Source organism: Serratia sp. K1WW1 (genome assembly GCF_055790865.1).
Map to the genome: position 1 here is coordinate 2,427,321 of NZ_CM147697.1, position 25,662 is coordinate 2,452,982.

Annotated in this window: 23 protein-coding genes and 1 pseudogene; 15 read left to right on the forward strand and 9 right to left on the reverse strand. The window is 53.9% G+C overall.

All coding sequences use genetic code 11. From position 1 onward, the window contains the following. Positions 1 to 12: 12 nt before the first annotated feature. Both ACX9GU_RS10970 and manX read right to left on the reverse strand, forming a co-directional pair. The gene (locus ACX9GU_RS10970; protein ID WP_021181036.1) at positions 13 to 813 is read right to left on the reverse strand and encodes a PTS mannose/fructose/sorbose transporter subunit IIC; all 801 of its coding nucleotides are present in this window, start codon (positions 811 to 813) and stop codon (positions 13 to 15) included. A 55-nt stretch (positions 814 to 868) separates the two neighbouring features. Further along, entirely contained in the window at positions 869 to 1,840 is a 972-nt protein-coding gene (gene manX / locus ACX9GU_RS10975; protein ID WP_024486722.1) for a PTS mannose transporter subunit IIAB, read from the reverse strand. A gap of 586 nt (positions 1,841 to 2,426) precedes the next feature. On the opposite strand from manX, the gene ACX9GU_RS10980 reads away from it, so the two are divergent. Continuing rightward, on the forward strand, positions 2,427 to 3,974 hold the full coding sequence (locus ACX9GU_RS10980) for a TerC family protein (RefSeq protein WP_473194767.1): 1,548 nt from the start codon (positions 2,427 to 2,429) through the stop codon (positions 3,972 to 3,974). A 422-nt stretch (positions 3,975 to 4,396) separates the two neighbouring features. Here ACX9GU_RS10980 and ACX9GU_RS10985 read toward each other — a convergent pair whose 3' ends face one another. The 4 genes from ACX9GU_RS10985 to pabB form a co-directional block, all read right to left on the reverse strand. After that, a complete protein-coding gene (locus ACX9GU_RS10985; protein ID WP_473194768.1) occupies positions 4,397 to 5,998 on the reverse strand; it encodes an EAL domain-containing protein in 1,602 nt (533 codons plus the stop codon). Positions 5,999 to 6,347: 349 nt separating this feature from the next. After that, positions 6,348 to 7,712, reverse strand: coding sequence for an L-serine ammonia-lyase (sdaA, locus tag ACX9GU_RS10990; RefSeq protein WP_166732767.1), 1,365 nt, complete (start codon positions 7,710 to 7,712; stop codon positions 6,348 to 6,350). Positions 7,713 to 8,084: 372 nt separating this feature from the next. After that, positions 8,085 to 8,663, reverse strand: a complete 579-nt coding sequence (locus ACX9GU_RS10995) for a CoA pyrophosphatase (protein ID WP_059201062.1) — start codon at positions 8,661 to 8,663, stop codon at positions 8,085 to 8,087. Next, a complete protein-coding gene (pabB, locus tag ACX9GU_RS11000) occupies positions 8,660 to 10,033 on the reverse strand; it encodes an aminodeoxychorismate synthase component 1 (RefSeq protein ID WP_473194769.1) in 1,374 nt (457 codons plus the stop codon). The genes ACX9GU_RS10995 and pabB overlap by 4 nt, the downstream gene beginning before the upstream one ends. 265 nt (positions 10,034 to 10,298) lie before the next feature. Here pabB and ACX9GU_RS11005 point away from each other — a divergent pair, with 265 nt between their 5' ends. Further along, a complete protein-coding gene (locus ACX9GU_RS11005) occupies positions 10,299 to 11,306 on the forward strand; it encodes a glycosyltransferase (RefSeq protein ID WP_473194770.1) in 1,008 nt (335 codons plus the stop codon). A 63-nt stretch (positions 11,307 to 11,369) separates the two neighbouring features. Then, positions 11,370 to 11,612: a YoaH family protein gene (locus ACX9GU_RS11010; RefSeq protein ID WP_021806766.1), complete on the forward strand. Its 243-nt coding sequence runs from the start codon at positions 11,370 to 11,372 to the stop codon at positions 11,610 to 11,612. A gap of 37 nt (positions 11,613 to 11,649) precedes the next feature. Here the strand turns inward: ACX9GU_RS11010 and purT are convergent, their stop codons facing one another. Continuing rightward, positions 11,650 to 12,828, reverse strand: a complete 1,179-nt coding sequence (gene purT, locus ACX9GU_RS11015) for a formate-dependent phosphoribosylglycinamide formyltransferase (RefSeq protein WP_447876902.1) — start codon at positions 12,826 to 12,828, stop codon at positions 11,650 to 11,652. A gap of 211 nt (positions 12,829 to 13,039) precedes the next feature. Here purT and dbpA point away from each other — a divergent pair, with 211 nt between their 5' ends. The 4 genes from dbpA (at position 13,040) to ACX9GU_RS11035 (ending at position 17,371) form a co-directional block, all read left to right on the forward strand. Continuing rightward, the gene (gene dbpA, locus ACX9GU_RS11020; protein ID WP_473194771.1) at positions 13,040 to 14,422 is read left to right on the forward strand and encodes an ATP-dependent RNA helicase DbpA; all 1,383 of its coding nucleotides are present in this window, start codon (positions 13,040 to 13,042) and stop codon (positions 14,420 to 14,422) included. Positions 14,423 to 14,507: 85 nt separating this feature from the next. Continuing rightward, positions 14,508 to 14,834 (forward strand): YebG family protein, encoded by a 327-nt coding sequence (locus ACX9GU_RS11025; RefSeq protein WP_021181047.1) that lies wholly within the window; start codon positions 14,508 to 14,510, stop codon positions 14,832 to 14,834. 39 nt (positions 14,835 to 14,873) lie between these two features. Beyond that, positions 14,874 to 15,182 (forward strand): N(4)-acetylcytidine aminohydrolase, encoded by a 309-nt coding sequence (gene yqfB, locus ACX9GU_RS11030; RefSeq protein ID WP_021181048.1) that lies wholly within the window; start codon positions 14,874 to 14,876, stop codon positions 15,180 to 15,182. A 155-nt stretch (positions 15,183 to 15,337) separates the two neighbouring features. Next, on the forward strand, positions 15,338 to 17,371 hold the full coding sequence (locus tag ACX9GU_RS11035; protein WP_473194772.1) for a S9 family peptidase: 2,034 nt from the start codon (positions 15,338 to 15,340) through the stop codon (positions 17,369 to 17,371). Positions 17,372 to 17,401: 30 nt separating this feature from the next. On the opposite strand, the pseudogene exoX reads toward ACX9GU_RS11035, so the two are convergent. Further along, positions 17,402 to 18,070, reverse strand: a pseudogene (exoX, locus tag ACX9GU_RS11040) (exodeoxyribonuclease X). 423 nt (positions 18,071 to 18,493) lie between these two features. Here exoX and ACX9GU_RS11045 point away from each other — a divergent pair. Both ACX9GU_RS11045 and pip read left to right on the forward strand, forming a co-directional pair. Then, positions 18,494 to 18,931 carry a TraR/DksA C4-type zinc finger protein gene (locus tag ACX9GU_RS11045; RefSeq protein ID WP_025120147.1) on the forward strand — a complete coding sequence of 146 codons (438 nt, stop codon included), beginning with the start codon at positions 18,494 to 18,496 and terminating at the stop codon, positions 18,929 to 18,931. Between the two features lie 112 nt (positions 18,932 to 19,043). Then, complete coding sequence (pip, locus tag ACX9GU_RS11050) at positions 19,044 to 20,033, forward strand: prolyl aminopeptidase (protein WP_071682956.1); 990 nt, start codon at positions 19,044 to 19,046, stop codon at positions 20,031 to 20,033. A 233-nt stretch (positions 20,034 to 20,266) separates the two neighbouring features. On the opposite strand, the gene ACX9GU_RS11055 is transcribed toward pip, so the two are convergent. Continuing rightward, a complete protein-coding gene (locus ACX9GU_RS11055; protein WP_021181054.1) occupies positions 20,267 to 20,497 on the reverse strand; it encodes a DNA polymerase III subunit theta in 231 nt (76 codons plus the stop codon). A gap of 387 nt (positions 20,498 to 20,884) precedes the next feature. Between ACX9GU_RS11055 and ftnA the strand changes: the two genes are divergently transcribed. The 6 genes from ftnA (at position 20,885) to ACX9GU_RS11085 (ending at position 25,587) form a co-directional block, all read left to right on the forward strand. After that, complete coding sequence (gene ftnA / locus ACX9GU_RS11060; RefSeq protein WP_473194773.1) at positions 20,885 to 21,403, forward strand: non-heme ferritin; 519 nt, start codon at positions 20,885 to 20,887, stop codon at positions 21,401 to 21,403. Between the two features lie 322 nt (positions 21,404 to 21,725). Further along, a complete protein-coding gene (yobA, locus tag ACX9GU_RS11065) occupies positions 21,726 to 22,109 on the forward strand; it encodes a CopC domain-containing protein YobA (RefSeq protein ID WP_021181056.1) in 384 nt (127 codons plus the stop codon). Positions 22,110 to 22,112: 3 nt separating this feature from the next. Further along, complete coding sequence (copD, locus tag ACX9GU_RS11070) at positions 22,113 to 22,994, forward strand: copper homeostasis membrane protein CopD (RefSeq protein ID WP_473194774.1); 882 nt, start codon at positions 22,113 to 22,115, stop codon at positions 22,992 to 22,994. Positions 22,995 to 23,063: 69 nt separating this feature from the next. After that, positions 23,064 to 23,405, forward strand: coding sequence for a YebY family protein (locus ACX9GU_RS11075; protein ID WP_021806756.1), 342 nt, complete (start codon positions 23,064 to 23,066; stop codon positions 23,403 to 23,405). 521 nt (positions 23,406 to 23,926) lie between these two features. Beyond that, positions 23,927 to 24,799, forward strand: coding sequence for an excinuclease Cho (gene cho / locus ACX9GU_RS11080; RefSeq protein WP_473194775.1), 873 nt, complete (start codon positions 23,927 to 23,929; stop codon positions 24,797 to 24,799). A gap of 308 nt (positions 24,800 to 25,107) precedes the next feature. Continuing rightward, a complete protein-coding gene (locus tag ACX9GU_RS11085; RefSeq protein ID WP_473194776.1) occupies positions 25,108 to 25,587 on the forward strand; it encodes an anti-virulence regulator CigR family protein in 480 nt (159 codons plus the stop codon). The last annotated feature ends 75 nt before the right edge of the window (positions 25,588 to 25,662 follow it).

Genomic DNA, 25,662 nt, shown 5'->3' on the forward strand with positions numbered 1-25,662 from the left:
TTTCACCTATTCCTAGTCCAATTCGTTATCGAGGTCGTTGGCACCGGCAGGGTTGGCCTGAACCACCTGAGACTTGTTGTATTTAGGGCTGAGCTGGATGTAGAGCACCGCCATCACCACACCGATCACACCGAGTGCGACCAGGTTAAAGTTGGTGAAGGCTGCGGTAACGAAGCCCAGGTAGAAGAATGGCATCAGATAACCGGCACGCATCATGTTGATGACCATCGCGTAACCGACTACCACGATCATGCCACCGGCGATGTTTAGACCGCCTGTGACCACTTCCGGAATTGAGTTAAGCAGGGCATGGACGCCAGCTGTGCCGACAGAGACCGCCACGATCACCGCAGGAATAGCGACACGCATTGCCTGAACCAACAGGGCCGCGATGTGGATCACGGTAATACCGTTCAGGTTACCCCGTTCTGCCGCTTTGTCCGCCGCATGCTGGAAGGCCACGGTGATGGTACGTACGATAATGGTCAGTACCTGGCCTGCTGCTGCCAGTGGGATCGCCAGGGCAATACCGGCACCGATGTTTTGCCCACCGGCGATAACCAGAATGGTGGAAATAATCGACGCTAACGCCGCATCGGGTGCAACCGCAGCCCCGATGTTCATCCAACCCAGTGCGATCATTTCCAGCGTACCGCCGATGATGATACCGGTTTTGATGTCACCGAGAACGAAGCCAATCAGCGTACAGGCCACTAACGGGCGGTGGAATTGAAACTCATCCAGGACGGAACCCATCCCGGCGATACAGGCAACGATAAATATCAGTACAATCTGAAGAGTGGTGATCTCCATTGCACTTCTCCTATATGACCAAACAGCTCTGAGTAAAAAATTAACGACGTTGTCGTTAATTGAGTTTGTTAATCAGGTCCATCATTTTTAGCTGACTGTCGGAAGAGACCTTACGGACTTCAAGTTCAATCCCGCGTTCGTTTAACTTCTTAAACGCCTCGATGTCTTTCTCATCGACGGACACCGCGTTATTCACCTGGGTTTTGCCCTGGCGGAACGCCATACCACCGATATTCACCGATGTGATATTCACCCCTTCCTCAACCAGACGCCAAACGTCGGTTGGGTTGGTGAACAGCAGCATCACGCGCTCACCCGCATATTTCGGGTTGTTCCAGACGCGGATCGCCTTTGCCACGTCAACAACGTGAGCGGTAACGCCTGGGGGAGCAACCTGAGTCAGCAAGGTTTTACGGACGTGGTCGGCGGCCACTTCATCACTGACTACGATGATGCGGCTGACGTTGGTCTCTTTGGTCCAGCGGGTAGCAACCTGGCCGTGGATCAGACGATCGTCAATACGCGCCAGGCAGATTTTCATATGGTCATTGGGGCCGAGAGGCGCTTGGGGCGCAGCGGCTTTTGGAGCAGGGGCACTTTGTGGCGCGACGGGCTTAACACTCTCTTCCACCGGTTTCTTCAGCGCTTTCACGCCTTCACGGCCGGTTTCCAACGCCAGCGCGACCAGTTCGTCAAAGCTTGGGTTGTCATCACGGGCCATGAATGTTTCCACCAGCATGGGAATGTTAACCCCGGTGATAACCTCATAGTGTGGTTTGTCTACTGCGATACGGCTGGCCGCGTTAAACGGGCTGCCGCCCCAGGTATCAACCAGAAACAGGACGCCATCGCTGGTATCGAGCTCACTGATTTTCCCATTGTATTTCTCAATTAACGTTTCAGCATTCTCACCGGGAACGAAATCTATGTAGGCGACGTTGGCTTGCTCACCCAATAGCATTTCTGCTGTTTTCAGCAGTTGTTCCGCTGCAGTCCCGTGTGTGCCGATGATAATAGCTATTGCCACTCGCTACCTCCTCGTTGAACTTAAGGCACGGATCGTGTCTTGACTCATCACCATCCTGGCAGTCACTTCCGCGGTTCAGATACGTTGGTTCAAATACATTATGGTAGAAAAAAAGAAACTCACACTTAACATTTATCACGCAGTTTCAAAAACCTGTGGCCGTTAATTCCCGTTAACGCCATTTATTTTAGTGCGTGAAAAAATAAATTTTGTGACATTGCTCTGCTATTAGTGGATCGATTAAGCCGAATAGTTAGTTTGCGGAATTAAACAGCAAAGCTGTTACAAAATGAGACGCAAACTGAACAAAGCCACTTTTCTGGCGAAAAATTTCCTGTTAGAGTGCATTCTTCTTTCATAACCAAGGAGTGAAGGGCCTCAGCCCTCCCTATGGACTGTCACCGAAGTTACTGTTTTAAAAGGTTTCACCCGCCACCTGTTGGCGCCACAACGTTCGCTCGGCCTTATGGCTGCTTCCTGTTAGTGTCATCCTGTTTTCTCTCTTTCATCGCCAACGCCACGTCTGCGTTTGCCTCCCTACGTCTGAGCACAGCTCTGCCAACCTGTCTTTCTTCTGGAGTCTGATATGGAAATATTAATGGACCCCTCGATTTGGGCCGGGTTATTGACCCTGGTGGTCTTGGAAATCGTGCTGGGTATCGACAACCTGGTATTCATCGCCATTCTTGCCGACAAACTACCGCCCAGGCAGCGTGATAAAGCGCGCATTATCGGCCTTTCATTAGCCTTGGTGATGCGTCTTGGGTTGCTGTCGGTGATTTCGTGGATGGTGACGCTGACCAAACCGCTGTTCAGCGTGGGGGAGTTCGCTTTCTCTGGCCGCGACCTGATCCTGCTGTTTGGTGGGGTATTCCTGTTGTTCAAAGCCACGATGGAGTTGCATGAACGGCTGGAGGGCAGCACTCATCAGGAAGGTGCCAACCGTGGCTACGCCAAATTCTGGGCGGTGGTGGTGCAGATTGTCATCCTTGATGCGGTGTTCTCGCTCGACGCGGTGATCACGGCGGTGGGGATGGTCAACGATCTGCCGGTCATGATGGCAGCGGTAGTGATTGCGATGGCGGTGATGTTGCTGGCCTCGAAACCTTTGACCAACTTCGTGAACGCCCATCCGACCATCGTGGTGCTCTGTTTGAGCTTCCTGCTGATGATCGGCCTGAGCCTGATTGCTGAAGGCCTTGGCGTGCACATTCCGAAAGGCTATCTGTATGCGGCGATTGGCTTCTCGATCCTGATCGAGATGTTTAACCAGATTGCACGGCGCAACTTCATCAAGCACGAGTCTCGTCGCCCGATGCGCGAACGCACGGCTGAAGCGATTATGCGCCTGATGGGGCAACAGCGTACCCAGCAGCAGGTGGATGAAGACAGCCTGCATAAGGTGAAAGAAACCTTTGCGCAGGAGGAACGCTATATGATCAGCGGCGTGCTGACGTTGGCCTCCCGTACCTTGCGCAGCGTAATGACGCCGCGCACCGAGATTTCGTGGGTAGATTGCGAACGCTCCCGCGACGAGGTGCGCGAACAGTTGCTGGATACCCCGCACAGCCTGTTCCCGGTTTGCCGCTATGAGCTGGATGAGTTTATCGGCGTGGTGCGTGCCAAGGATCTGCTGGTCGCGTTGGATCAGGGCGTGGATATCGCCGAGTTTGCCGCTCGTACTCCACCGATCGTGGTGCCGGAAACCATGGATGTGATCAAGCTGTTGGCGGTATTGCGCCGGGCCAAGGGCCGCCTGGTGATGGTGACCAATGAGTTTGGCGTGGTGCAGGGGCTGGTCACGCCGTTAGACGTGCTGGAAGCGATTGCCGGTGAGTTCCCGGACGAAGACGAAACGCCGGATATTATCGAGGATGGCGACCGCTGGCTGGTGAAAGGCGGGGCGGATCTCCACTCGTTGGAGCAGGCGTTGGACTGTGACGATCTGGTTAGCCCCACCGAGGATTACGCCTCGCTGGCGGGCTTCCTGCTCTCATATTCTGGCCAGATGCCAACGGTGGGAGACGTGGTCGAACTTCACGACCTGCGCTTTGAAATCCTTGAAATCTCGGATTATCGCATCGAGCTGGTCAGTATCACCAAGGTGAAGCCGCTGCACGAACAAGACGAGTAAGTAGTCGTCCCCTCACCCCAACCCTCTCCCACAGGGAGAGGGAGTTGATAGCCCCAGCTCTGTTGGGAGAGAGGAGATCATCTCAGCAACTTCGGTCATTCCATCATCCAAAGTGAGTTAGCCAAAGCCCATGCTGAATACTGTACTTTCAGGCTAACTCGATCAGCTCTGTTGGGACAAAGGGGATAATCTCAGCAACCTCGGTCATCCTGTCATCCAAAGTGAGTCAGCTAAAGCTCATGCTGAATACTGTACTTTCAGGCTAACTCGATCAGCTCTGTTGGGACAAAGGGGATAATCTCAGCAACCTCGGTCATCCTGTCATCCAAAGTGAGTCAGCCAAAACTCATGCTGAATACCGTATTTCCAGATTAACTCGATCGGTTCCCTCTCCCTGTGGGAGAGGGTTAGGGTGAGGGGTACTAATTATCTCGCTTTTCTTTTGTTTGTGACTGTTGATGCAGCACGCGTTGGCGGGTTTCATACTGTTGCAGCCACAGTGGAAACACGTTGATCGGCATCGGCTTGGCAAAATAATACCCCTGTAAGGCATTTACCCCCTGCGAGCGTAAATACTCTGCCTGCTCCTCTGTCTCAACCCCTTCGGCTACCAGTTTTAATTTCAGGCGCTGTGCCAACGTAATAATGGTGTCTGTCACGGTGGCATTGACCGCGTCGGTGCCAATGGCTGCGGTAAAGCCACGATCGATCTTCAACACGTCCGGGCTGAGCTTTTTCAGGTAACTGAGCGAGCTGTGACCGGTGCCGAAGTCGTCTATCGCCAGCATGATGCCCATCTCTTTGAGCGTTTTAATCTGCTCATACTGAATTTCTGACAGGGCGGTTCGCTCCGTCAGTTCCAGCATCAATGAAGGCATCGGATGGGCAGGCAGCCAGATGCGGCGGATGTCATCGATAATGCTGACGGTATTGAAATGCTCTGCTGCGACGTTGATGCTGATATAGAAAGAGGGGCGAGGGGGAAACAGGTTGAGGTTTTCCACCACAGTGGTCATCAGATAACGCGTCAGGGGAATGATCAGTGCGTGTTGTTCGGCCAGCGGGATAAACACGTCTGGCGAAATCCAGCCTTGCCGCTTGTTCTTCCAGCGCATCAAGGTTTCAACGCCGACACAGCGCCCATTATCGCTGTTGATAATCGGCTGACAGTAGACACGAAATTCGCGATGCGTAATGGCGTGGCCAATATGGTAAGACAGGCTCATGCGGTTGGCGGTGATCAGATAGACCACGTAGGCCGCCAGCAGGCTCAGCATCAGCGCCAGAGGAATATGGCGGGGTAACGCGGCCAACGCCAGAGTGCGGGCATTGGGGCCAAATAGCGAGATGGAGAAAGGATATTTGGCGGATTTGGCGGTGTATTGCAGACCTTCGGCTTTGACATCGCTCAAGGTGATTTCCCGTTGGCCATACTCCAGGCTGTAATCACCCACGTTCAGAGCTACCCGGTGTGCATAAGGCTCTTGGGGTTCCAGCAGGAAATTGGACAGCAGATCGATATTGAAAACGTGCAGGACACCACTGTCGCTTTTGGTGGGCAATGGCGTCCACAGCACCAGCGTAGGCGTTCCTTTGGCTACCGTGATGGAAGGGCGAAGTGCCAGCTGCATGCCGCCTTTGTTCATGGTCGGGAAAATGGTGGTAAACACATAGTGGCGTTGGCCAAACAGGCTGGAGCAATAAATCGTTCCGTCCTGAACCAACAGCAACGAGCGCAGCGCCTGATTCTGTGCGGCACGAAAGCGTAGCGTCGGCATCACCGAATCACAGGGTTGCCCGACCAGCGACATGGTACGGAGCGCCTGTTGCTGTGCAGGTAGCAGTAATTCATTCAGTTTGGTGATCACCCGGCTGGCCAGGACGCGCTGGTTTTGTTCGGTATTACGGACTTCCTGATAGTAGCGGGTATACAGCGAAATCAACAAAATAGCCAACCCAACCGCGCCGGCGAGAAGCCAACGGTAATAGCGGTATTTCGATGCGGCAAGTTGGGTCATCAACATCCGGTAAGTCCTTGTTCAGTCTAACTGCCTGACGCCACTTCCAGGCGCAATTTCAGTAATACTATGCTTGGCTAATTCTAGCCTGTTCGCATGGAAAATTGATGGTAACTCAACAAATTATTTCGGTTGGCGCGATCAACGGGGTAATTTGGGGGTTAACCGGCGGATGGGCGAGGTGGTCAGATTAGCAGTATTGCTGAGTTTGTAAGGGGCAACGAGGTTTTTCCCTGGCTAATCTATTGATTCTCTAAGTGGGCGCAGCATGCGGCGCCCCTGGGTGTTGCGTAGCCAGTTCAGGTTTTTTCAGCCGTTCCCCCTCGCCGGTGATGACGAGGGGGAACAGACTTAATCAGTCACACTGAACCTTGATCGCCAGACCACCACGGGAGGTCTCACGATACTTGGCGTTCATGTCTTTACCGGTTTCGTACATGGTTTCGATCACCTTATCCAGCGACACGCGCGGCTCGCTGGTGCGACGCAGTGCCATACGCGCCGAGTTGATCGCCTTCACTGAGGCAATGGCGTTGCGCTCGATGCATGGGACCTGTACCTGGCCGGCTACAGGATCGCAGGTCAAGCCCAGGTTATGCTCCATGCCGATTTCGGCGGCGATGCAAACCTGCTCAGGGCTGCCGCCAAGCAACTCGGCCAGGCCCGCAGCGGCCATCGAACAGGCCACACCAACTTCGCCCTGGCAGCCCACTTCGGCACCGGAAATCGAGGCGTTCATTTTATACAGCGTGCCAATCGCACCGGACGCCATAAAGTAGCGGACATAGGTTTCCGGGCTGACGGACTCGATGAAATGATCGTAGTAAGCCAGCACCGCAGGGACGATCCCGCAGGCTCCGTTGGTTGGGGCGGTCACCACGCGGCCACCGGCGGCGTTCTCTTCGTTCACCGCCAGCGCAAACATGTTGACCCAGTCGATCACGTTCATTGGGTCGCTGGACAGTTTGTCTGAGGAAACCAGCAAGCGGCGCAGGGCGGAGGCGCGGCGCGGAACCCGCAGCGGGCCAGGCAGTACGCCTTCGGTGTTCAGACCGCGATCGATACAGGCGCGCATGGTTTGCCAAACGTTACCGAAATAGGCCTCGATCTCCTGCTTGCTATGCAGTGCCAGTTCGTTTTGCATGACCATCCCGGAGAGGGACAGGCCAGTGGCGTGGCAGTGGGCCAACATTTCGCTTGCCGAGTGGAACGGATAGGGAACCGAGATTTCGTTACTTTCGGCTTTGCCGAAATGTTCTTCATCAACGATAAACCCACCCCCGATGGAGTAATAGGTTTTACTGTAAACCTGCTTGTCGCCAGCGAAGGCATGGATCTGCATGGCGTTTTCGTGCAGCGGCATATTGTCGCTACGGAATACCATGCCGCCGTCGCGGGGGAAATCGACTTCGTGCAGGCCGCTGGCCAGCATCAGGCGTTGACGTTGCTCAACATCGCGAATAAAGCCTGGAATGCCATCGATATCGACGGTATCAGGCATATTGCCCGCCAGGCCGAGAATGATGGCGATATCAGTATGGTGACCTTTACCGGTCAATGAGAGTGAGCCGTAAACATCGACGGCAACACGCGTGACGGAAGGCATCAAGCCTTCGTTTACCAGATCGTCGACAAACTGTTTGCCGGCTTTCATCGGTCCAACCGTATGAGAGCTGGACGGGCCGATGCCGATCTTAAACATGTCGAAAACGCTAATCACGCTAAAACTCCTTAAAGAGGCATATTGTTATGGCTGCTGCGGTTAAAAACCGCGCAGGGAACGGCGATAGTGTAAAAGGGCCGTACGGGTTTTGTGGCCCTTTTCGCATGAAATAAAATAATCCTTGGTAGTGCTGTTAACGCCTTAAAATACTACCGGGGTAATCCTTATAATATTAGTGGTTTATTCCGGTGGTAACTATTTTACAGGTATTTCGTAAGGTTGAAGAGAGAGTTTACAGTTTTTTTAAAACATCGATAGCGGTAACGGTAGTTGATAAAACAGGCTGCTGGAGTGATAGCGATCGCTTTATACTCAAAACGACAGGTAATCCCGGCTTTAACGTGACGTATGTCGCAAAAAATGCCAGATTCAAATGCTGACTTGCTGTGCCAGGCGGCGAATAATCGCGGCCGTCAGACCCCAGACGAACTGGCTCTGATACCAGGAAAGGTAGACTCGATGTGCGTGGCCACCACGATGAATGTCCAGCGGATAATAGCGCGATAGCCGCAGTGCTTCTTGCAGCGGGATTTCGAACACCTCGGCGACCTCATCTTCGTTGGCATGAAACGCCACATCTGCCGGGATCAGGCCCACCACCGGCGTTACCTGAAAACCGGTGCTGCTGTCGAGCGGGGCCAACTGGCCGAGGATGTGCACCCGTTGCGGCGGGATCGCCACTTCTTCCTGCGCTTCACGCAGTGCGGTAATGATGGGAGAACCGTCTTCAGCATCGGTTTTACCGCCGGGGAAGGCCACTTGACCTGCGTGTTTACGCAGTGAGTCGGCGCGGCGGGTGAGCAGCAGGGTCGGTTCTGGCCGACAAACGATCGGGATCAGCACGGCGGCTGGGCGCGAGTTGTGGGAGATCTGCATCGCCTGCGGCTGTTGCAGCTGAAAGCGGCTGATAAAATCGGCCAATGAGGCCGGATAGTCCTGATGGCTCACGAAACGGTAAACTCCCCCAGCTGTGGCAAGATGCGGCCTACCTTATCAAAGGTTTCCTGATACTCCGCCTGTTCCTGACTATCTGCAACGATGCCACCACCGGCAGAACAGCTGATGCGCCCGTTTTCGGCAATCAGGGTGCGGATGGTGATATTGGTGTCCATGGTACCGCAAACGCTGAGATAGCCAATGCTGCCACAATAGGCATTACGGCGCTGCGGCTCCAGTTCTTCGATGATTTCCATTGCCCGCACTTTGGGCGCGCCGGTAATCGATCCGCCGGGAAAACAGGCGCGCAACAGCTCGCTAGCCGAGCGGTTGGCGGGCAGGGTGGCCGTAATGGTACTGACCAGATGATGTACCGCCGGGAACGGCTCAACCACGAACAGTTCCGGCACCTTCACGCTGCCAGGCTCTGCCACACGGCCAATGTCATTACGCAGCAGATCGACAATCATCAGATTTTCGGCCCGGTCCTTGGGTGAGTTGGCCAACTTTTGCGCCTGTTCTGCATCCAGCGCGGCATCGGCAAGGCGGGGTAGCGTACCTTTGATGGGCCTGGTCTGGATCTGCCGATCGGCCAACCACAGGAAACGTTCTGGTGAAACGCTCAACACCGCGTTGGCGGGCAGGCGCAGGAAAGCGGAGAACGGCGCACGGTTGCTGGCGCTTAGCTGCTGGAATGCCTGCCATTCGTCCCCTTGATAAGGGGCGGAAAAACGCTGCGCCAAATTGATCTGATAGCAATCGCCACTGCGCAGATAGCTCTGGATCCGCCGGAATTTTTCGCCATATTGTTGGCGCGTCATGTTGGCCTGCCAGTTGCCGGTCAGGGCGAAGGGGGGCCGCGGCACAATATGCTGTTGGTTAAGCCATTGCCAGCGCTGTTCTACATCCCCATAGCTGAGCAGGGTCAGTTTTTGCTGATGATGATCGGCGATCAGTGCCCAGTCATAAATACCCACCGCCATATCCGGCAGCTTGATGTCGGCCTGCGCCAACTGCGGCAACGCTTCGATACGTCGCCCCAAATCGTAGCCAAATAGCCCCAGTGCTCCCCCTTGAAAGGGCAGTTCGCCGTTCAGTGGCGGATGCAGGTTGAGAGCATCTAGCTGTTGCTGCAACAGCACAAAGGGATCTTCCGGTGAGTGACTGCGAGTCTCTCCCTGCTGGATCTCGGTGCTGGCACCGCAAGTCGTCAGCGTGGTGCGCGGTTCTGCCACCAGAATGTCAAACCGGTTATGCGGGTGATCGGCAAAGCCTGAATGCAGCAGCATAGCCCAAGGCCGTTGTGCCAATGGAGCGAACAGCGTTAATACGGCTTCGCGCGTATAGGGTAACGATTTAAGGTTTGGGGCGGAGACATTCATAGGATCAATCAACCTGACTCACGTAAACAGCGGTGTTGGCAGCCATTCTGCCACATTACGCCATAGGGTGCTGCTTACAGATTAGCCGCATGAAAAGTAAACCATGCGTAAATGGAGCATTTTTTGCCACGTCTGCCATATTATAACATGTAAAAATCCCGCCTAAATTCACCGGAATAAATTTCCGCGATGGATGTTCTAATAAGTAAAAATAAATTCAAAATTATCTTTTTCACCCGAAAATCATTCTGCAGGTGAGGCGGCAATGTCATTAAAATTAAGCGTTATTGTTCCTTTGCATAATGTAGGGGAGCTATTTATTCCTTTCTTGAATTCATTGCTGGCGCAACATGAACAGCAGTTGGAGGTGATCATCGTTAACGATGGTTCCACCGACGGCTCAGGAGAGATCGCGCACCGCTACGCCGCGCAGCATCTGCATATCAAGGTCATCGATCAGCCCAACTCAGGGGTTTCCAATGCCCGTAATGCCGGGCTGGCCGTGGCCCGTGGCAAATATGTCGCCTTCCCCGATGCCGATGATTTATTGGATCCAAAAATGTATTCAACGCTGCTTGCATTAGCCGAAGAACATCAATTAGACGTGATGCAATGTAACGGCGAACGCTATTTTGCAAGCAATGGTGATTTGCAACTCATAATTCCTGCTTCGCGCTTGAAAGATACGGCGGTTATTTCTGGTGCGCAGTGGTTGGAAAAAGCGTTGAAATCAAGACGCTTTATTCATGTGGTGTGGTTAGCCGTGTATCGCCTGGATTTTATCAAGCAGCACCAGCTCTATTTCGAACCTGGTTTACACCACCAGGATATCCCCTGGACCACCGAGGTGATGTTCAATGCTCAGCGAGTTAAATACCTGAGCAAACCGCTATATCGCCAACGGGTACACGACCGCTCGATCAGCAACCGTCGGCGTACCGGGCAGGCGAACGTCGAGTACCAGCGCCACTATATGAAAATCGTCGAGATGCTGGTGGCACTGAATCAGCGTTACAGCAGCAAGATCTCGATTTGTGCGGCCTTCCATTGGCAAATCGCGCGTGAGGCGCTGGGGATTTGCCATAGTATTCGCCGTGAGCCCGAACTGCAGGCGCAACAACAGATCGCTGAAGATTTCTACCGGCGCGGCATTCAGCGGATGATGATCGACAATATGCGGGGGATCAAGCAGACATGGCATGTGATGTTGTGGCTGCATCGCTTAAAACAGTGGCGCATTGATAACGCGACCCCCTTGCGGGCCAGCGAATAACAGGTGTAGGGATCTGCGTCGTTAGCGCGTATAATTCACGCCTATTTTACCGGGGAGAAATACATGCTTGCAGGTATGCCGTCACTGAGTCACCAAGAACAGCAGGAAGCTGCTGAACGTATCCATCTGCTGATGGGGCAGGGCATGAGCAGCGGAGAGGCCATCGCGACTGTGGCGCAAGAAATCCGCGAAAAACATCAGGGCGATCAGGTTAGCGTGATGTTCGACGATGAAGAAGAAGAACAGCAGCAGGAAGAACCGACCGAGTATCTGGACGAAGATAGCGAAGACGACGAAAACTACTGACGTTAGCGGGGGTCGGCGTCCCGAACCCCCAACCGGTTTACCCTTGCACCGTCACCGCAGCAGCGGCCTGTTTGGCCAGCTCTACCGCTTGCTCTACTTCTGGTGCAACGGCCAGTGCAACACCCATCCGGCGTTTGCCCTCGATGTTCGGTTTACCGAATAACCGCACCTGGTTATAACCACTTAGTGCCGTCTCCAACCCGCTGAAGCGCACGTTGTCGCTGCTTAGCTCCGGCAGGATCACCGCAGAGGCGGCAGGCCCGAACTGGCGTATCGCGTTAATCGGCAGCCCAAGGAAAGCGCGCACGTGCAGTGCGAACTCGGACAGATCCTGCGAAATCAGCGTAACCATGCCGGTGTCGTGCGGGCGTGGTGAGACCTCGCTGAAAATCACTTCATCACCGCAGACGAACAGCTCTACGCCGAACAGGCCAAATCCACCCAGTGCGTTAACCACCTTGGCTGCGATCGCCTGAGCACGGCTTAATGCCAGCTCAGACATCCGCTGCGGCTGCCAGGACTCGCGGTAATCCCCATCTTCCTGACGGTGGCCAATAGGCTCACAGAAATGTACGCCATCGATGGCGTTGATGGTCAGCAGAGTGATCTCGAAATCAAATTTGACCAGCCCTTCAACAATGACCCGGCCTCCGCCAGCGCGCCCACCGAGCTGTGCGTAATCCCAGGCTGCGCCCAGTTGCTGCTCTTCACGGATCAGGCTTTGCCCTTTGCCGGATGAGCTCATCACCGGCTTGACGATACAAGGGTAACCAATTTCGGCCACCGCTTGGCGGAAGCTTTGCTCGTTATCGGCAAAGCGGTAGCTGGACGTTGGCAGCTCCAGCGTTTCAGCGGCCAGACGGCGAATACCTTCACGGTTCATGGTCAGACGAGTGGCTTCTGCGCAGGGGACGACATTATGGCCCTGTTGCTCCAACTCAACCAGCATGCTGGTGGCGATAGCCTCTATTTCCGGCACGATAAAATCGGGGCGTTCCTGTTCGATCAACGCTTTTAGCGCCGCGCCATCCAGCATGTTGATGACGTGGCTGCGGTGTGCCACATGCATGGCCGGGGCATCGGCGTAACGGTCGACGGCAATCACTTCCAAGCCTAAACGCTGGCATTCGATGGCCACTTCTTTGCCCAGCTCGCCTGAGCCGAGCAGCATAACGCGGGTGGCGGCAGGGCGCAGGGCGGTTCCAATAGTTAACATAGTCTGATACCTGGATATGAATGAATTCACGGGTCTGACACTGAGCGCGCAGTATATACGAAAACGATTGCGTGCGGCCAGTAGCGCCTATTAACCGCTTTTTTTAACGCCGAAATCCGGAAACCCCACCAACTCTGTTATCATCTGCGCCTGATCCGGTGCCAGCCAAGCGCAGCGCCGCCTTTCCACTTGCTATATAAGAGTTATTGCCGTGAGCACAGTTTCTTTTTCTTCCCTGCCGCTGCCAACTGAACAGTTGGCCAACCTCAACGAACTGGGGTATGCCGAAATGACGCCGGTACAGGCCGCAGCGCTGCCTGCCATCCTGAACGGGCAGGACGTACGTGCCAAAGCGAAAACCGGTAGCGGTAAAACGGCGGCATTTGGCATCGGCCTGCTGGATAAAATCAACGTTGCCAAAGTGGCAACCCAGGCGCTTATTCTCTGCCCGACGCGTGAGCTGGCCGATCAGGTGAGCAAAGAGCTGCGTCGCCTGGCCCGCTTTACCCAGAACATCAAGATACTGACCCTGTGTGGTGGCCAGCCGGTGGGGCCACAGCTCGACTCCCTGGTGCATGCGCCGCACATTGTGGTGGGTACGCCGGGCCGTGTGCAGGAGCATCTGCGCAAGAAAACCCTGGTGCTGGACGAGATGACCGTGCTGGTGCTGGATGAGGCCGACCGCATGCTGGACATGGGCTTTGCCGATGATATCGATGATGTGATCAGCTATACGCCGCCGCAGCGCCAGACCCTGCTATTTTCTGCCACCTATCCGGCGGGCATTGAGCGCATTAGCGCCCGTGTGCAACGCCAGCCACTGAATGTGGAAGTCGAAGATGGCGATGAGCAAGCCTCTATCGAACAACGTTTCTATGAAACCACCCGCGATCAACGCCCTGCGGTGCTGGTGAGCGCCATCCGCCATTATCAGCCAGCGTCCTGCGTGGTGTTCTGTAACACCAAGCGTGATTGCCAGAGCGTGTATGAAGCGCTGGAAGCCCGTGATATCAGCTGTATGGCGCTGCATGGCGATCTTGAACAACGCGATCGTGACCAGGTGCTGGTTCGCTTTGCCAACCGCAGCTGCCGTGTACTGGTGGCGACCGACGTGGCCGCACGTGGCTTGGATATCAAAGAATTGGAACTGGTTGTCAACTACGAGTTATCGTTTGACCCCGAGGTTCACGTCCACCGAATTGGCCGTACTGGCCGTGCCGGTCTGAGTGGGTTGGCAATCAGCCTGTGTACGCCGCAGGAAATGGTGCGTGTTCATGCTCTCGAAGAGTATCTGTCCATGCGCGCAAAATGGTCACCGGTGTCTGAGCTGAGCGGGGCGTCTAACGCGCCGCTGGAAGCGGAAATGGTCACCCTGTGCATCGACGGCGGCCGCAAGGCTAAAATCCGCCCTGGCGATATTCTGGGGGCATTGACCGGTGACGCCGGGCTAACGGCGGCAGAAGTCGGCAAGATCGACATGTTCCCGGTGCATGCCTATGTGGCTATCCGTAAGGCCAGCGCCCGTAAGGCACTGCAACAGCTTCAGCAAGGTAAGATCAAAGGCAAGAGCTGCAAAGTGCGGCTGTTGAAATAATAAACGGCAGGGCGCTTGCAGCCCTGCCCGAAATCACTCTATACTGTATAAAAATACAGTATCATAACCTTTGAGGAAGATGCTCATGGCTGTTGAAGTGAAATATGTAGTAGTGAGAAACGGTGAGGAAAAAATGACTTTCGCAAACAAGAAAGAAGCCGATGCCTACGACAAAATGTTGGATCTGGCCGATAGCCTCGGTGAATGGTTGCAGCAAGCGCCAGTCTCGCTGGAAGAAGAACAGCGTGAAGGGTTGAGCTTCTTCCTGGCGGAGCACAAAGATGTGCTGGCGCAGATCCTGCGTGGTGGTGCCCCGCAAGAGGCCGCCAAAAAGCCGGCCAAAACCAAAGGTGAGAAACCTGCCGCCGCCCCGGAAGAAGGCGCTGCGTCAGAAGAGCAGCAGGCCGCCTAAGCAGTGGTACAGCAACATGATGATAACCAAGGATCCAGCATGTCCCGTGAGATAACCTTCTTCAGCCGTTTTGAGCAAGATATTCTGGCAGGGCGCAAAACCATCACCATTCGGGATGCCAGCGAAGCTGACTTCCAACCGAATGAGGTGCTGCGCGTCAGCCGCAACGAAGACGGCGTATTTTTCTGTTATATCGAGGTAAAGTCGGTAACGCCGGTGCGTCTGGATGAGCTGACGCATGAACATGCGCAGCAGGAGAATATGACCCTCAGCGAACTCAAGCAGGTGATCCAGGATATCTACCCAGGGCTGGATGAGCTGTTTGTCATCGCGTTTACCAAGCGCTGATGCCGTACGCCATCTCACATTGCGATGAGATGCTGACAAAACCTAACCGGTTCACTGCGTAGGGGCGCTGCTGCGCCCATTTACTTACGCGGCTTGTTAACCTTGTGAAATTCGTGTCATTCTTGCCTTAATCAAAGTAAGCGGATGATTTAGCAATGATGACACCTCCCAAGGCAGAAAAACGTCCTTACCCAATCACCATCCATGGCGACACGCGTGTGGATGACTACTACTGGCTGCGCGATGACGAACGTACCGATCCCCAGGTATTGGAGTATTTGCGGGCAGAAAATGCCTACACCGACGCTCAGCTAAAGCCGCAACAGGCGCTGCGTGAAACTCTGTATCAGGAGATGGTCGCGCGTATCCCACAGCAGGAACATTCCGTGCCTTACGTCAGGCGTGGTTTCCGCTATCAGACCCGCTATGAGCCGGGTAATGAATATGCGCTGTATGTGCGCCAGCCTGCAGCGGTCACCGAGCTTTGGGACACCTTGCTCGATGGCAACCAGCGTGCGGAAGGGCACGAATTCTATACGCTGGGCGGGCTGGACGTCAGCCCGGACAACCAGCGCCTGGCCGTGGCGGAGGACTTCCTGTCACGCCGCCAATACGATATCCGTTTCAAGGACCTAGGCGACGATAGCTGGGCCGAAGAGGTGCTGGAAAACACCTCTGGCAACTTCGAGTGGGCGAATGACTCCGCCACCGTCTACTACGTGCGTAAACACGCCAAGACATTGCTGCCGTATCAGGTCTATCGCCACGTGGTGGGTAGCGATCCGCAGCAGGACGTGCTGATCTACGAGGAACAGGATGACACTTTCTACGTCAGCCTGGAAAAAACCACCTCCGAGCGCTTTATTCTGATCCACCTCAGCAGTACCACCACCTCAGAGATCCTGTTGCTGGATGCGAACAGTGCAGACAGTAAGCCGCAGATGTTTGCGCCGCGCCGCAAAGATCACGAATATGCCATCGATCACTACCGTGAGCATTTCTACATTCGCTCTAACAGAAACGGCAAGAACTTTGGCCTGTATCAGAGTGAGCAGGCTGAGGAAAGCCAATGGCAGGAACTGATTGCCCCGCGCACCGATGTCATGCTCGAAGGGTTCAACCTGTTCCGTGACTGGCTGGTGGTGGAGGAACGCATCGCCGGGCTGACCCAGCTGCGCCAAATCCACTGGCAGAGCGGTGAAGACAAGAGCATCGCTTTCGACGATCCGACCTATGTCACCTGGCTGGCCTACAATCCAGATCCGGAAACCGAGCTGCTGCGTTACGGCTATTCCTCCATGACCACGCCAACTACGCTGTATGAGCTGAATCTGGACAGCGGCGAGAGGGAGTTGCTCAAGCAGCAGGAAGTGAAAAACTTCACGGCAGAAGATTATCGTAGCGAGCGCGTGTGGGTGAAGGCCCGTGACGGCGTCGAGGTGCCGGTATCTTTGGTTTACCGTGCTGACCGCTTCGCACATGGGGCGAACCCGCTGATGGTCTATGCCTACGGCTCCTATGGCAGCAGCATGGATCCGGCATTCAGTGCCAGCCGCCTCAGCCTGCTGGATCGTGGTTTTGTCTTCGCGCTGGCGCATATTCGCGGCGGTGCCGAGCTCGGGCAACTCTGGTATGAAGACGGCAAGCTGTTCAACAAACAAAATACCTTTAACGACTTTATCGACGTCACCAAGGCATTGGTAGAGCAGGGCTATGGCGATGCTGACCGGGTGTTTGCAATGGGCGGCAGTGCCGGTGGCTTGCTGATGGGCGCGGTAGTCAACCAGGCTCCTGAGCTGTTCAATGGCGTAGTGGCTCAGGTGCCGTTTGTGGACGTGGTCACCACCATGCTGGATGAGTCCATCCCGCTAACCACTGGTGAATATGACGAGTGGGGCAACCCAAACGACAAGGCGTATTACGATTACATCTTGCAGTACAGCCCATACGACCAGGTGAAAGCGCAGGATTATCCGCATATGCTGGTCACCACCGGGTTGCATGATTCGCAGGTGCAATACTGGGAGCCTGCCAAGTGGGTAGCGAAACTGCGTGAGTTGAAAACCGACGATCGCCAACTGCTGCTGTATACCGATATGGATGCCGGCCACGGCGGTAAGTCTGGGCGCTTTAAGGCTTACGAAGATATTGCGCTGGAATATGCGTTTATTCTGGCGTTGGCGGAATAAATCATCGCGGGAATGAGACTGCCCGCTTGATTAACCCAGCAGATAGTATTTCAACGTGTGTTTCATATCCGGGCTGAGATCGTCGATGGATTTCAGCATCCAACGCAGATAGCCCGGATCTTCCAGCGCTACCTGCTCAATAGATTGCCCACGGTATTTGCCGAACTTGAATTTTTTCAACAACACCGGCTGCTCGGTGATTTCCAGCATCTGTTCTGCCGTCCAACCGGAGTCCTGCACAATGCGTTGCAGCAGTGCGGCGGTGACGTAGCAGTCGTACAGTGCTCGGTGTGGATAAAGTGCGGTGTCCTGCGGCAATTGCACATCCAGATTCAGCGCATAGCGCAGGTATTGATTACCATATTTAATGTCTGGGTACAGCGTACGTGCCAGCTTGAGGGTACAAATCCAGGCACCGTTCATTTCCGGCAGCATGGCCCGATCAAAGGCAGCGTTGTGCGCGACATAATATTAGCTGCCTTGGTAACGCCCAATGGCGACGGCGATACGCGGCTTGCCCTCAACCATTTGTTCGGTGATGTGGTGAATGGCCATGGCGTCCAGGCCGATGGGCCGGTCTGGGCTGATCAGGTCGCTCATCGGATTAGTGATTTGCCCGTCGATCACGTCAACGGAAGCGACTTCCACTACGCCGCCGTCTAGCCCACAGGTTTCAGTATCGATTACACGTAACATCATGATGTTCCCAGCTAAAGTTATACTCCCTAGCTTAACGATATGGGGTTGCGATGCCAACCTGTCTTTTCGCAGGCAACAAAAAACCCGCCTCGGCGGGTTTAACTACGGTCAGAAACTGATTTACTCACCAGATGTAGACGCCTGTCCTTTTTTGGAACGTTTCTCCGCTTTTTTCTCGGCTGGGGTTTTCAACGGTTTCTTCTTCGCATTTTTCTTGCTGTCCATTCCCTTACTCATGATGGCCTCTTGGTTAACCTATGGTTGGGTGGCTTGCCGAACCATTAACCCCCTAGCGGCCATCATATGCAAGCAGCAAAGGGTATGGAAACGTCAACGCCTTGTTTATCCAATGATTATTTATTATTAACCTTTCATGTGTTAAAAATGTTATAATGTAACAAACCTATGTACACGGAGTGTGCCATGACAGTCATGACATTATTAAGCGAGCAACAACTGCTGGCGATGCCAGAATCTGATTACATGAATACGGAGCAGCGGGCGTTTTTCCGCCAACGCCTATTGGACGAGCAACAAAAACTCTGGCAGCACATCGAGGTGCTGAAACGTGATATCGACAGCGGCGATATAAGCGGTGACGAAGCGGATAAAGCCGCGCGCGAAGAAGATCTGCGCCTGCTGTTCCGCCAATTGGATCGGGAAACCCGCCTGCTGCCCAAGATGGCCGCCGCCCTGCAGCGCCTGGAAACCGGTGATTTTGGTTATTGCCTTGAAACGGGTGAGCCTATCGGCCTGCCACGCCTGTTATTGCGCCCCACGGCAGAGCTGAGTATTGAAGCCAAAACCGCACAAGAAATGCGCGAACCCCATATGCGTAAAAGCAAGTCGACTTCATTTTGAGCAAACGCACACTAACATGTTGGTATAGGTGGAGGTTTTAGCGTTTTACCGTTGACCTGATGAGCGGCTTCGGCTTTGATGAAGGTATCACTCACAGAGAGACGTACGCGCCATGGAACAATTACGAGGTTTGTACCCGCCATTATCCGCCTATGACAGCGGTTGGCTGGATACTGGAGATGGGCACCGGATCTACTGGGAGCTGAGCGGCAATCCAAACGGTAAGCCTGCGGTATTTATCCACGGCGGGCCTGGCGGTGGTAGCGCACCTTATCATCGCCAGCTGTTCGACCCGCAGCGCTATAAGGTTTTGCTGTTCGATCAGCGCGGCTGTGGCCGTTCCAAACCGCATGCCAGCCTGGACAATAACACTACCTGGCACCTGGTCGACGATCTCGAAAGACTGCGTGTCATGGCCGGAGTGGACCAGTGGCTGGTCTTTGGTGGCTCCTGGGGTTCCACGCTGGCGCTGGCCTATGCACAGACGCATCCGCAACGCGTCAGCGAGATGGTGCTGCGGGGCATCTTCACGCTGCGTAAGCAGGAACTGAGTTGGTATTATCAAGACGGCGCTTCCCGCTTCTTCCCGGATAAATGGGAGCGAGTGCTGTCTATCCTTTCGGAGGAAGAACGCAAGGACGTGATTACAGCCTACCGTCAACGCCTGACTTCACCGGATCTGCAAGTGCAGCTTGAGGCTGCCAAACTGTGGAGCGTGTGGGAAGGGGAAACGGTAACGCTGTTGCCAAGCGGTGCTTCCGCCTCCTTTGGCGAAGATGATTTCGCGCTGGCCTTTGCCCGTATTGAGAACCACTACTTTAGCCATCAGGGTTTTCTCGACAGCGATGACCAGCTGTTGAGCAACGTCCCGCTGATCCGTCATATTCCGGCGGTGATCGTCCATGGCCGTTACGATATGGCCTGTCAGGTACAAAACGCCTGGGATCTGGCCAAGGCCTGGCCAGAGGCTGAACTGCATATTGTCGAAGGGGCAGGGCACTCCACGGATGAACCGGGTATTTTGCACCAGTTGATGCTGGCTACCGACCGTTTCGCTGGCCCCTCACCCCAACCCTCTCCCACAGGGAGAGGGAGCTGTTAGCCCCTGCTCATTTGGAAGTAAATCGGTAGCTTTAGCAAAATCGATCGCCTCCTCTGCTGGCTACCGACCGTTTTGCACAACCCTTTCCCACTGGGAGAGGGAGCCGTTATTGGAGGTAAATCGGTAACTCTAGTAAAATCGGTCATCTCCTCATCCAAGGTGAGTCGCGAGAAATTTCAAACACACTCGATCGGTTCCCTCTCCCTGTGGGAGAGGGTTAGGGTGAGGGGCCATTACTTCATTTTAGGTTCGTAAGGCAGGCGAGAGAATTTGTGTGATTCGACGCGATAGTGCATCACTCGCTCGCGGAAGTAGTCCTGCAGATGCTTTGGCTGCTCGCGTTCCACCATCTCAGGGATCACCGGCATATTGTAGCGTTCCTTGAATGCCACTCCAGACGCGGCCAGATCAACGTTCACCTTGTCCATCTCGTCTTTGGAAAGTTCTGCCAGATTGTAACCCATGGGATCCTCCTTCTAGTGTGTAACGGCAACTCAGCGCAGAAGGTAATCTACCGTGCCGCGCTTGGCAAGCTTCTCAAGCCAACATATCCCTGCCATCTTCAGACTCTGGGCGTAGAGTCATTACAAAAAGCAGGGTGATATAATGTTTAAGTCTAACGTTATTGGTTTATTTTGTTAAATAAGAATGATTCGTCTTCCTGTAAATATAAAGATGAAAATGATTATCATAATAATTTAATGTTAAATTGTGTTTTTTATAACGCATTGAATTTATAGGTAAATTAACTTTAAAATAAATGAATGTAAATCAAGTGTTTTTATTTTGTGTTAATCAAGGCATAATGCGGTCAATTAAGTTTATGACCTGCAAAAATAATAGGGATCCTCATGCTAACGCAAGCAATGACCACGAAACTGAATGAGCAACTGAATCTGGAATTCTATTCCGCCAATTTGTATTTGCAAATGAGCGCCTGGTGCAGCGATAAAGGCTTCGAAGGTGCCGCCGCATTCCTTAAAGAACATTCACGCGAAGAGATGCAGCACATGCAGCGTCTGTTCGACTACCTCAGTGATACCGGGGCTTTGCCGCTGATCGGCAGCATTTCTGCACCACCGGTAGAGTTTGGATCACTGGCGGACGTTTTCCAGCAGACTTACGAGCATGAGCAACTGATCACTCGTCAAATCAATGAACTGGCGCACGTGGCTATGACCACACAAGACTACTCAACCTTCAACTTCCTGCAATGGTACGTTGCCGAGCAGCACGAAGAAGAGAAGCTGTTCAAATCCGTGCTGGACAAGTTGGCGCTGGTAGGCAGCAGCGGCAAGGCACTGTTCTTCATTGATAAAGATCTGAAGAGAATGGGTGCTGAGGCAGTAAGTGGTAACGGCCAGGCCTGATAACCCGCTTTTGTCATCAATCTGAAAACCGCGTACTTTTCACCGTACGCGGTTTTTTTTGCCCTGCGTTTATCGAACTGCTATAGCGATACGTGCTGCCAGATCGCAAAATATCAGTGATGTGCTCGACTTGCCGATTCACCGTCGTTATGATTTAACGCGATACGCTACCGGGAGGTAGAGAGTTATAACAGTGAGTTACCCACTCCTTCTGCTGTTTACCCGTGGCGCAATCACAGTGGTGGGTTGAGGCTGCGGAAACATCGCTCCGCGTAACCGGTCTTGGCCCTTATCACCTACATAATTGATAAAGGACTCCTCCGTGATCGCTAAAATTCGTTCATCCTATCGCCTGCTTTCCACCATTTTTGTCCTGTTTGTCGGCTTGTCTTCTCAGCAGGCGTTGGCGCATGCCCACCTGAAAGTACAGACTCCGGCGGCAGACGCCACCGTCAGCTCCGCGCCAAAAGTGCTGACGCTGAATTTCTCTGAAGGCATTGAGCCTAACTTCAGCGGTGTCAAAGTGACCGGCCCAGATAACGCTGTGGTTAAAACCGGCAAGCTGGATCTGGATCCAAGCAACAACACCCAGGTTAACGTACCGATTGAAAGTGAACTGGCTGCGGGGAAATACCAGGTCAGCTGGCACGTGGTTTCCGTTGACGGTCATAAAACCAAAGGTCAGTACAGCTTTACCGTTAACTAAGCTATGACTCTGGCGACCCTGTTTGTGCTGTGTCGCTTTGTGCACTTTACGGCGGTGATGCTGATGTTTGGCGTCAGCCTGTTCACCGCCGTCCTGTCGCCACAGCGCCTCTCCCCGATAATCACCCGCGATTTGCGCCCGCTGCTGCTCGCCTCGACCTGGATCTCCGCATTAACCGCCTTGCTGATGCTGGCCATTCAGGCTGGATTGATGGGCGATGGCTGGGCGGATACCTGGCAATTGAGCATTTGGTGGGCGGTGTTGGGCACCACCTTTGGTGAGGCCTGGCGCTGGCATCTGGGTTTTTCCCTGCTGGCCTTGTTAGCCTTGCTGTTGCCTGCGGCAAAGCGGGGGCAAGCGCTAGCGATGTGCTCGGCACTGTTACTGATCAATATGGCGTTTATCGGCCATGCGGCGATGCATGCGGGCATATTGGGAATTGCACACCGAGTTAACCACGCCTTGCACCTGTTAGCGGTAGGCTACTGGTTCGGCAGCCTATTACCGTTGTTGCTTTGCCTGCGCTACTTGCCACAACCGCAGTGGCGTAGTGATGCTATCGCCACCCTGATCCGTTTCTCCCGCTGGGGCCATGTTGCCGTGGTGCTGGTGATCGTCACGGGCATAATCAACAGCCTGATCATCCTTGGCCGCTGGCCAGTCGATCTCGATTCCGCCTATCAACGCTTGTTGTTAGTTAAAGCCGGGCTGGTGGCATTGATGGTGATGGTGGCATTGGCAAACCGTTACGTTATCGTCCCCGCAATGCGCACCTCCCCCAATCTGGCACAGCGCGGGTTGGTGATCGCCTGTTGGCTTGAGGTGACGTTGGGCGCTGCGGTGCTGCTGTTGGTGAGTTTATTTGCAACCTATGCGCCGGTATGACATTGCGCCTTGCCGGATGCCCCCAAACTGCGGGAAAATCGATTTAAATCGCAACTTAAGGCCAAAAACATGAAATCTGTAATTCTTGGTATTGCGCTGCTGGCAACGGCGTCGAGCGCGCTGGCGGCAGATAAGCTGGTTAACGTCACTAAGCTGGAGTACGGCAAACAGTGGGCGTTCACCAAAGAGGAAGTCACGCTGCAATGTCGCAAAGGGGCCGCCTTGTTCGTGCTCAACAACAGCACCCTGATGCAATATCCGCTCAATGAAGCCGCAGAAGCACAGGTGAAAGCGGGGCAGCAGCGTGCCCAATCGCTGGATGTGATCCTGCTGGATGACGCCAACCACCCCGGCCAGAAAATGAGCGTGCAACCTTTCCGCGAAAGAGCAGAAAAATTGTGTGCGGACTAATCAGCTAACCACTCGATACTTATGCAAAAGTTTACGGGTGGTGACGAGATGTACGTAATTAATTTCTGTTTGTAACTATCACTTGTGTGCGCTGGGCTGGCAAAACTGGCACCATGGACTATTCTTAGAATGCACGGTTGAACAAACCTTGCATAAATGCCAACTTTTAGCGCACGGCTCTCTCCCAAGAGCCCTTTCCCTAGACCGAGTATAGGAATCGTACTCGGTCTTTTTTTATTTTTTTGATTTATAACATCTTTTAACTGCATCGCGAAAACCGCCACCCCTCACCCCAACCCTCTCCCCGAACAAATCTTAGGCAACATGAACGTTTCCACAGGGAGAGGGAGCTAGTCCGCAGCTGCGGTCTGGAACTGTATTAACATGTAGCACGTACTGTTCCTGGTCGGTAAAGGGAGAGGGCTAGGGGGACGATCATTGATGCTGTATTGACCACAATCCCTTTCAAACCCCCACCTAACCCCGCTATACTGTATAAAAAATCAGTATGGAGAGTACGATTGACCAGACGTTCTGCCGCACCAAGGCTTGAGTTTGAAGCAGAAGCTATCTACCAATACCCGGAACACCTACGCCAATGGCTTGAAGGCTTGCCCGCTTTACCTGGGGTGTACCTGTTCCACGGCGAGTGCGAAACCATGCCGCTCTACATCGGTAAAAGCGTGAACCTTCGCAGCCGGGTGCTCTCACATTTACGCACCCCAGATGAAGCGGCCATGCTGCGCCAGGCCAGGCGTATCACCTTTATCAGGACGGCGGGTGAAATAGGGGCGTTGTTGCTGGAAGCGCAACTGATTAAACAGCAGCAACCGCTGTTCAATAAACGCCTGCGCCGCAACAGGCAGCTCTGCGCATTGCAACTCAATGATGGCAAACCCACGGTGGTGTATGCCAAAGAGGTGGATTTTGCTCGGCACGCTGGGTTGTTTGGCCTTTTTGCCAACCGGCGGGCGGCACTACAAGCGCTGCAGTCTATCGCCGATCAGCATCAGCTGTGCTATGGGCTGTTGGGGCTTGAGCCATTAAGCAAAGGCCGCCCTTGTTTTCGTTCTGCACTGAAGCGTTGTGCCGGAGCCTGCTGTGGTAAAGAAAGCCTGGCCGACCATCGGCAGCGCTTGGTTTCCGCGCTCGAGCAAAGCCGCGTGGTGTGCTGGCCGTGGCGTGGTCCGATAGCCTTGCGAGAGCAGGGGGCTGATATGGCGCAGTACCATATTATCCACCACTGGCTGTGGTTGGGTGCAGTAGATAGCCTGGATGAAGCGAGGGAGTTAATGATTGCTGCGCCGGGCTTTGATAGCGATGGCTATAAAATTTTATGCAAACCCGTGATCGGCGGAGAGTACGAGATTATCGATCTCTACGAAAAAACCTGAGTTAACGTATTCACGCCAGCCAGTAGACCTGCGCGGGTGTCTGCATCAAAGGCGCACGCCAGAACCGATACCAATAGTGGCCGTTGAACGCCCCGAACTACCGCCAGAGCCAGAAACACTGACTGAAGTGCATCCTGCCAGCAGGATGACTAAAAGGGTACCTGCAATAATTTTCATAAAGCCGCCTGGTTAGCCCTGCAACACATGAATCAACTTAGCACAAAACCAACTCTAAGATGAATCCATATTGCTCGGTAGTCAGGGGAGGGCTAGATTGATCGGGTATCCCCTCATTGAGGTTAGTTAAAATGCTCAAGCATCGCTGTTCTGCCCTCGCACTTGCGTTGATCGTGTTCACATCCTCAGCCTCCGTTATGGCCAATCCAGGGAATGGTAACGGTAACGGAGGTGGGCACGGTAATTCCGCTAACCATGGCGACAATCACGGGAAGGGTAATTCAGGCAAAGACCATTCAGACAAAGGAAAAAAATCCAAGGGTGGTAATGACGATCTGGTTACCGTGAATATCAATTATGACCGTGTACGACCTCTGGCGGTAAACTATGGATTAACCGGGTATCAATCTTTACCTCCCGGCATTGCCAAGAACCTGGCACGGGGCAAGCCATTGCCGCCGGGGATCGCCAAGAAAAGGGTGCCTGCTTCAATGCTGGGACAACTGCCATCTTATCCTGGCTATGAATGGCGTATCGCCGGGAATGATTTAGTCCTGGTGGCCTTAAGCACGGCTATTGTTGCCTCTGTCATCAATGGGGTATTTGACTAGCTACTGGCCAGCCCTGGGTAATTATTTCAACGATAGTTACCCAATAAATCAATGGGTTCCATGTCTGCGGCCCCT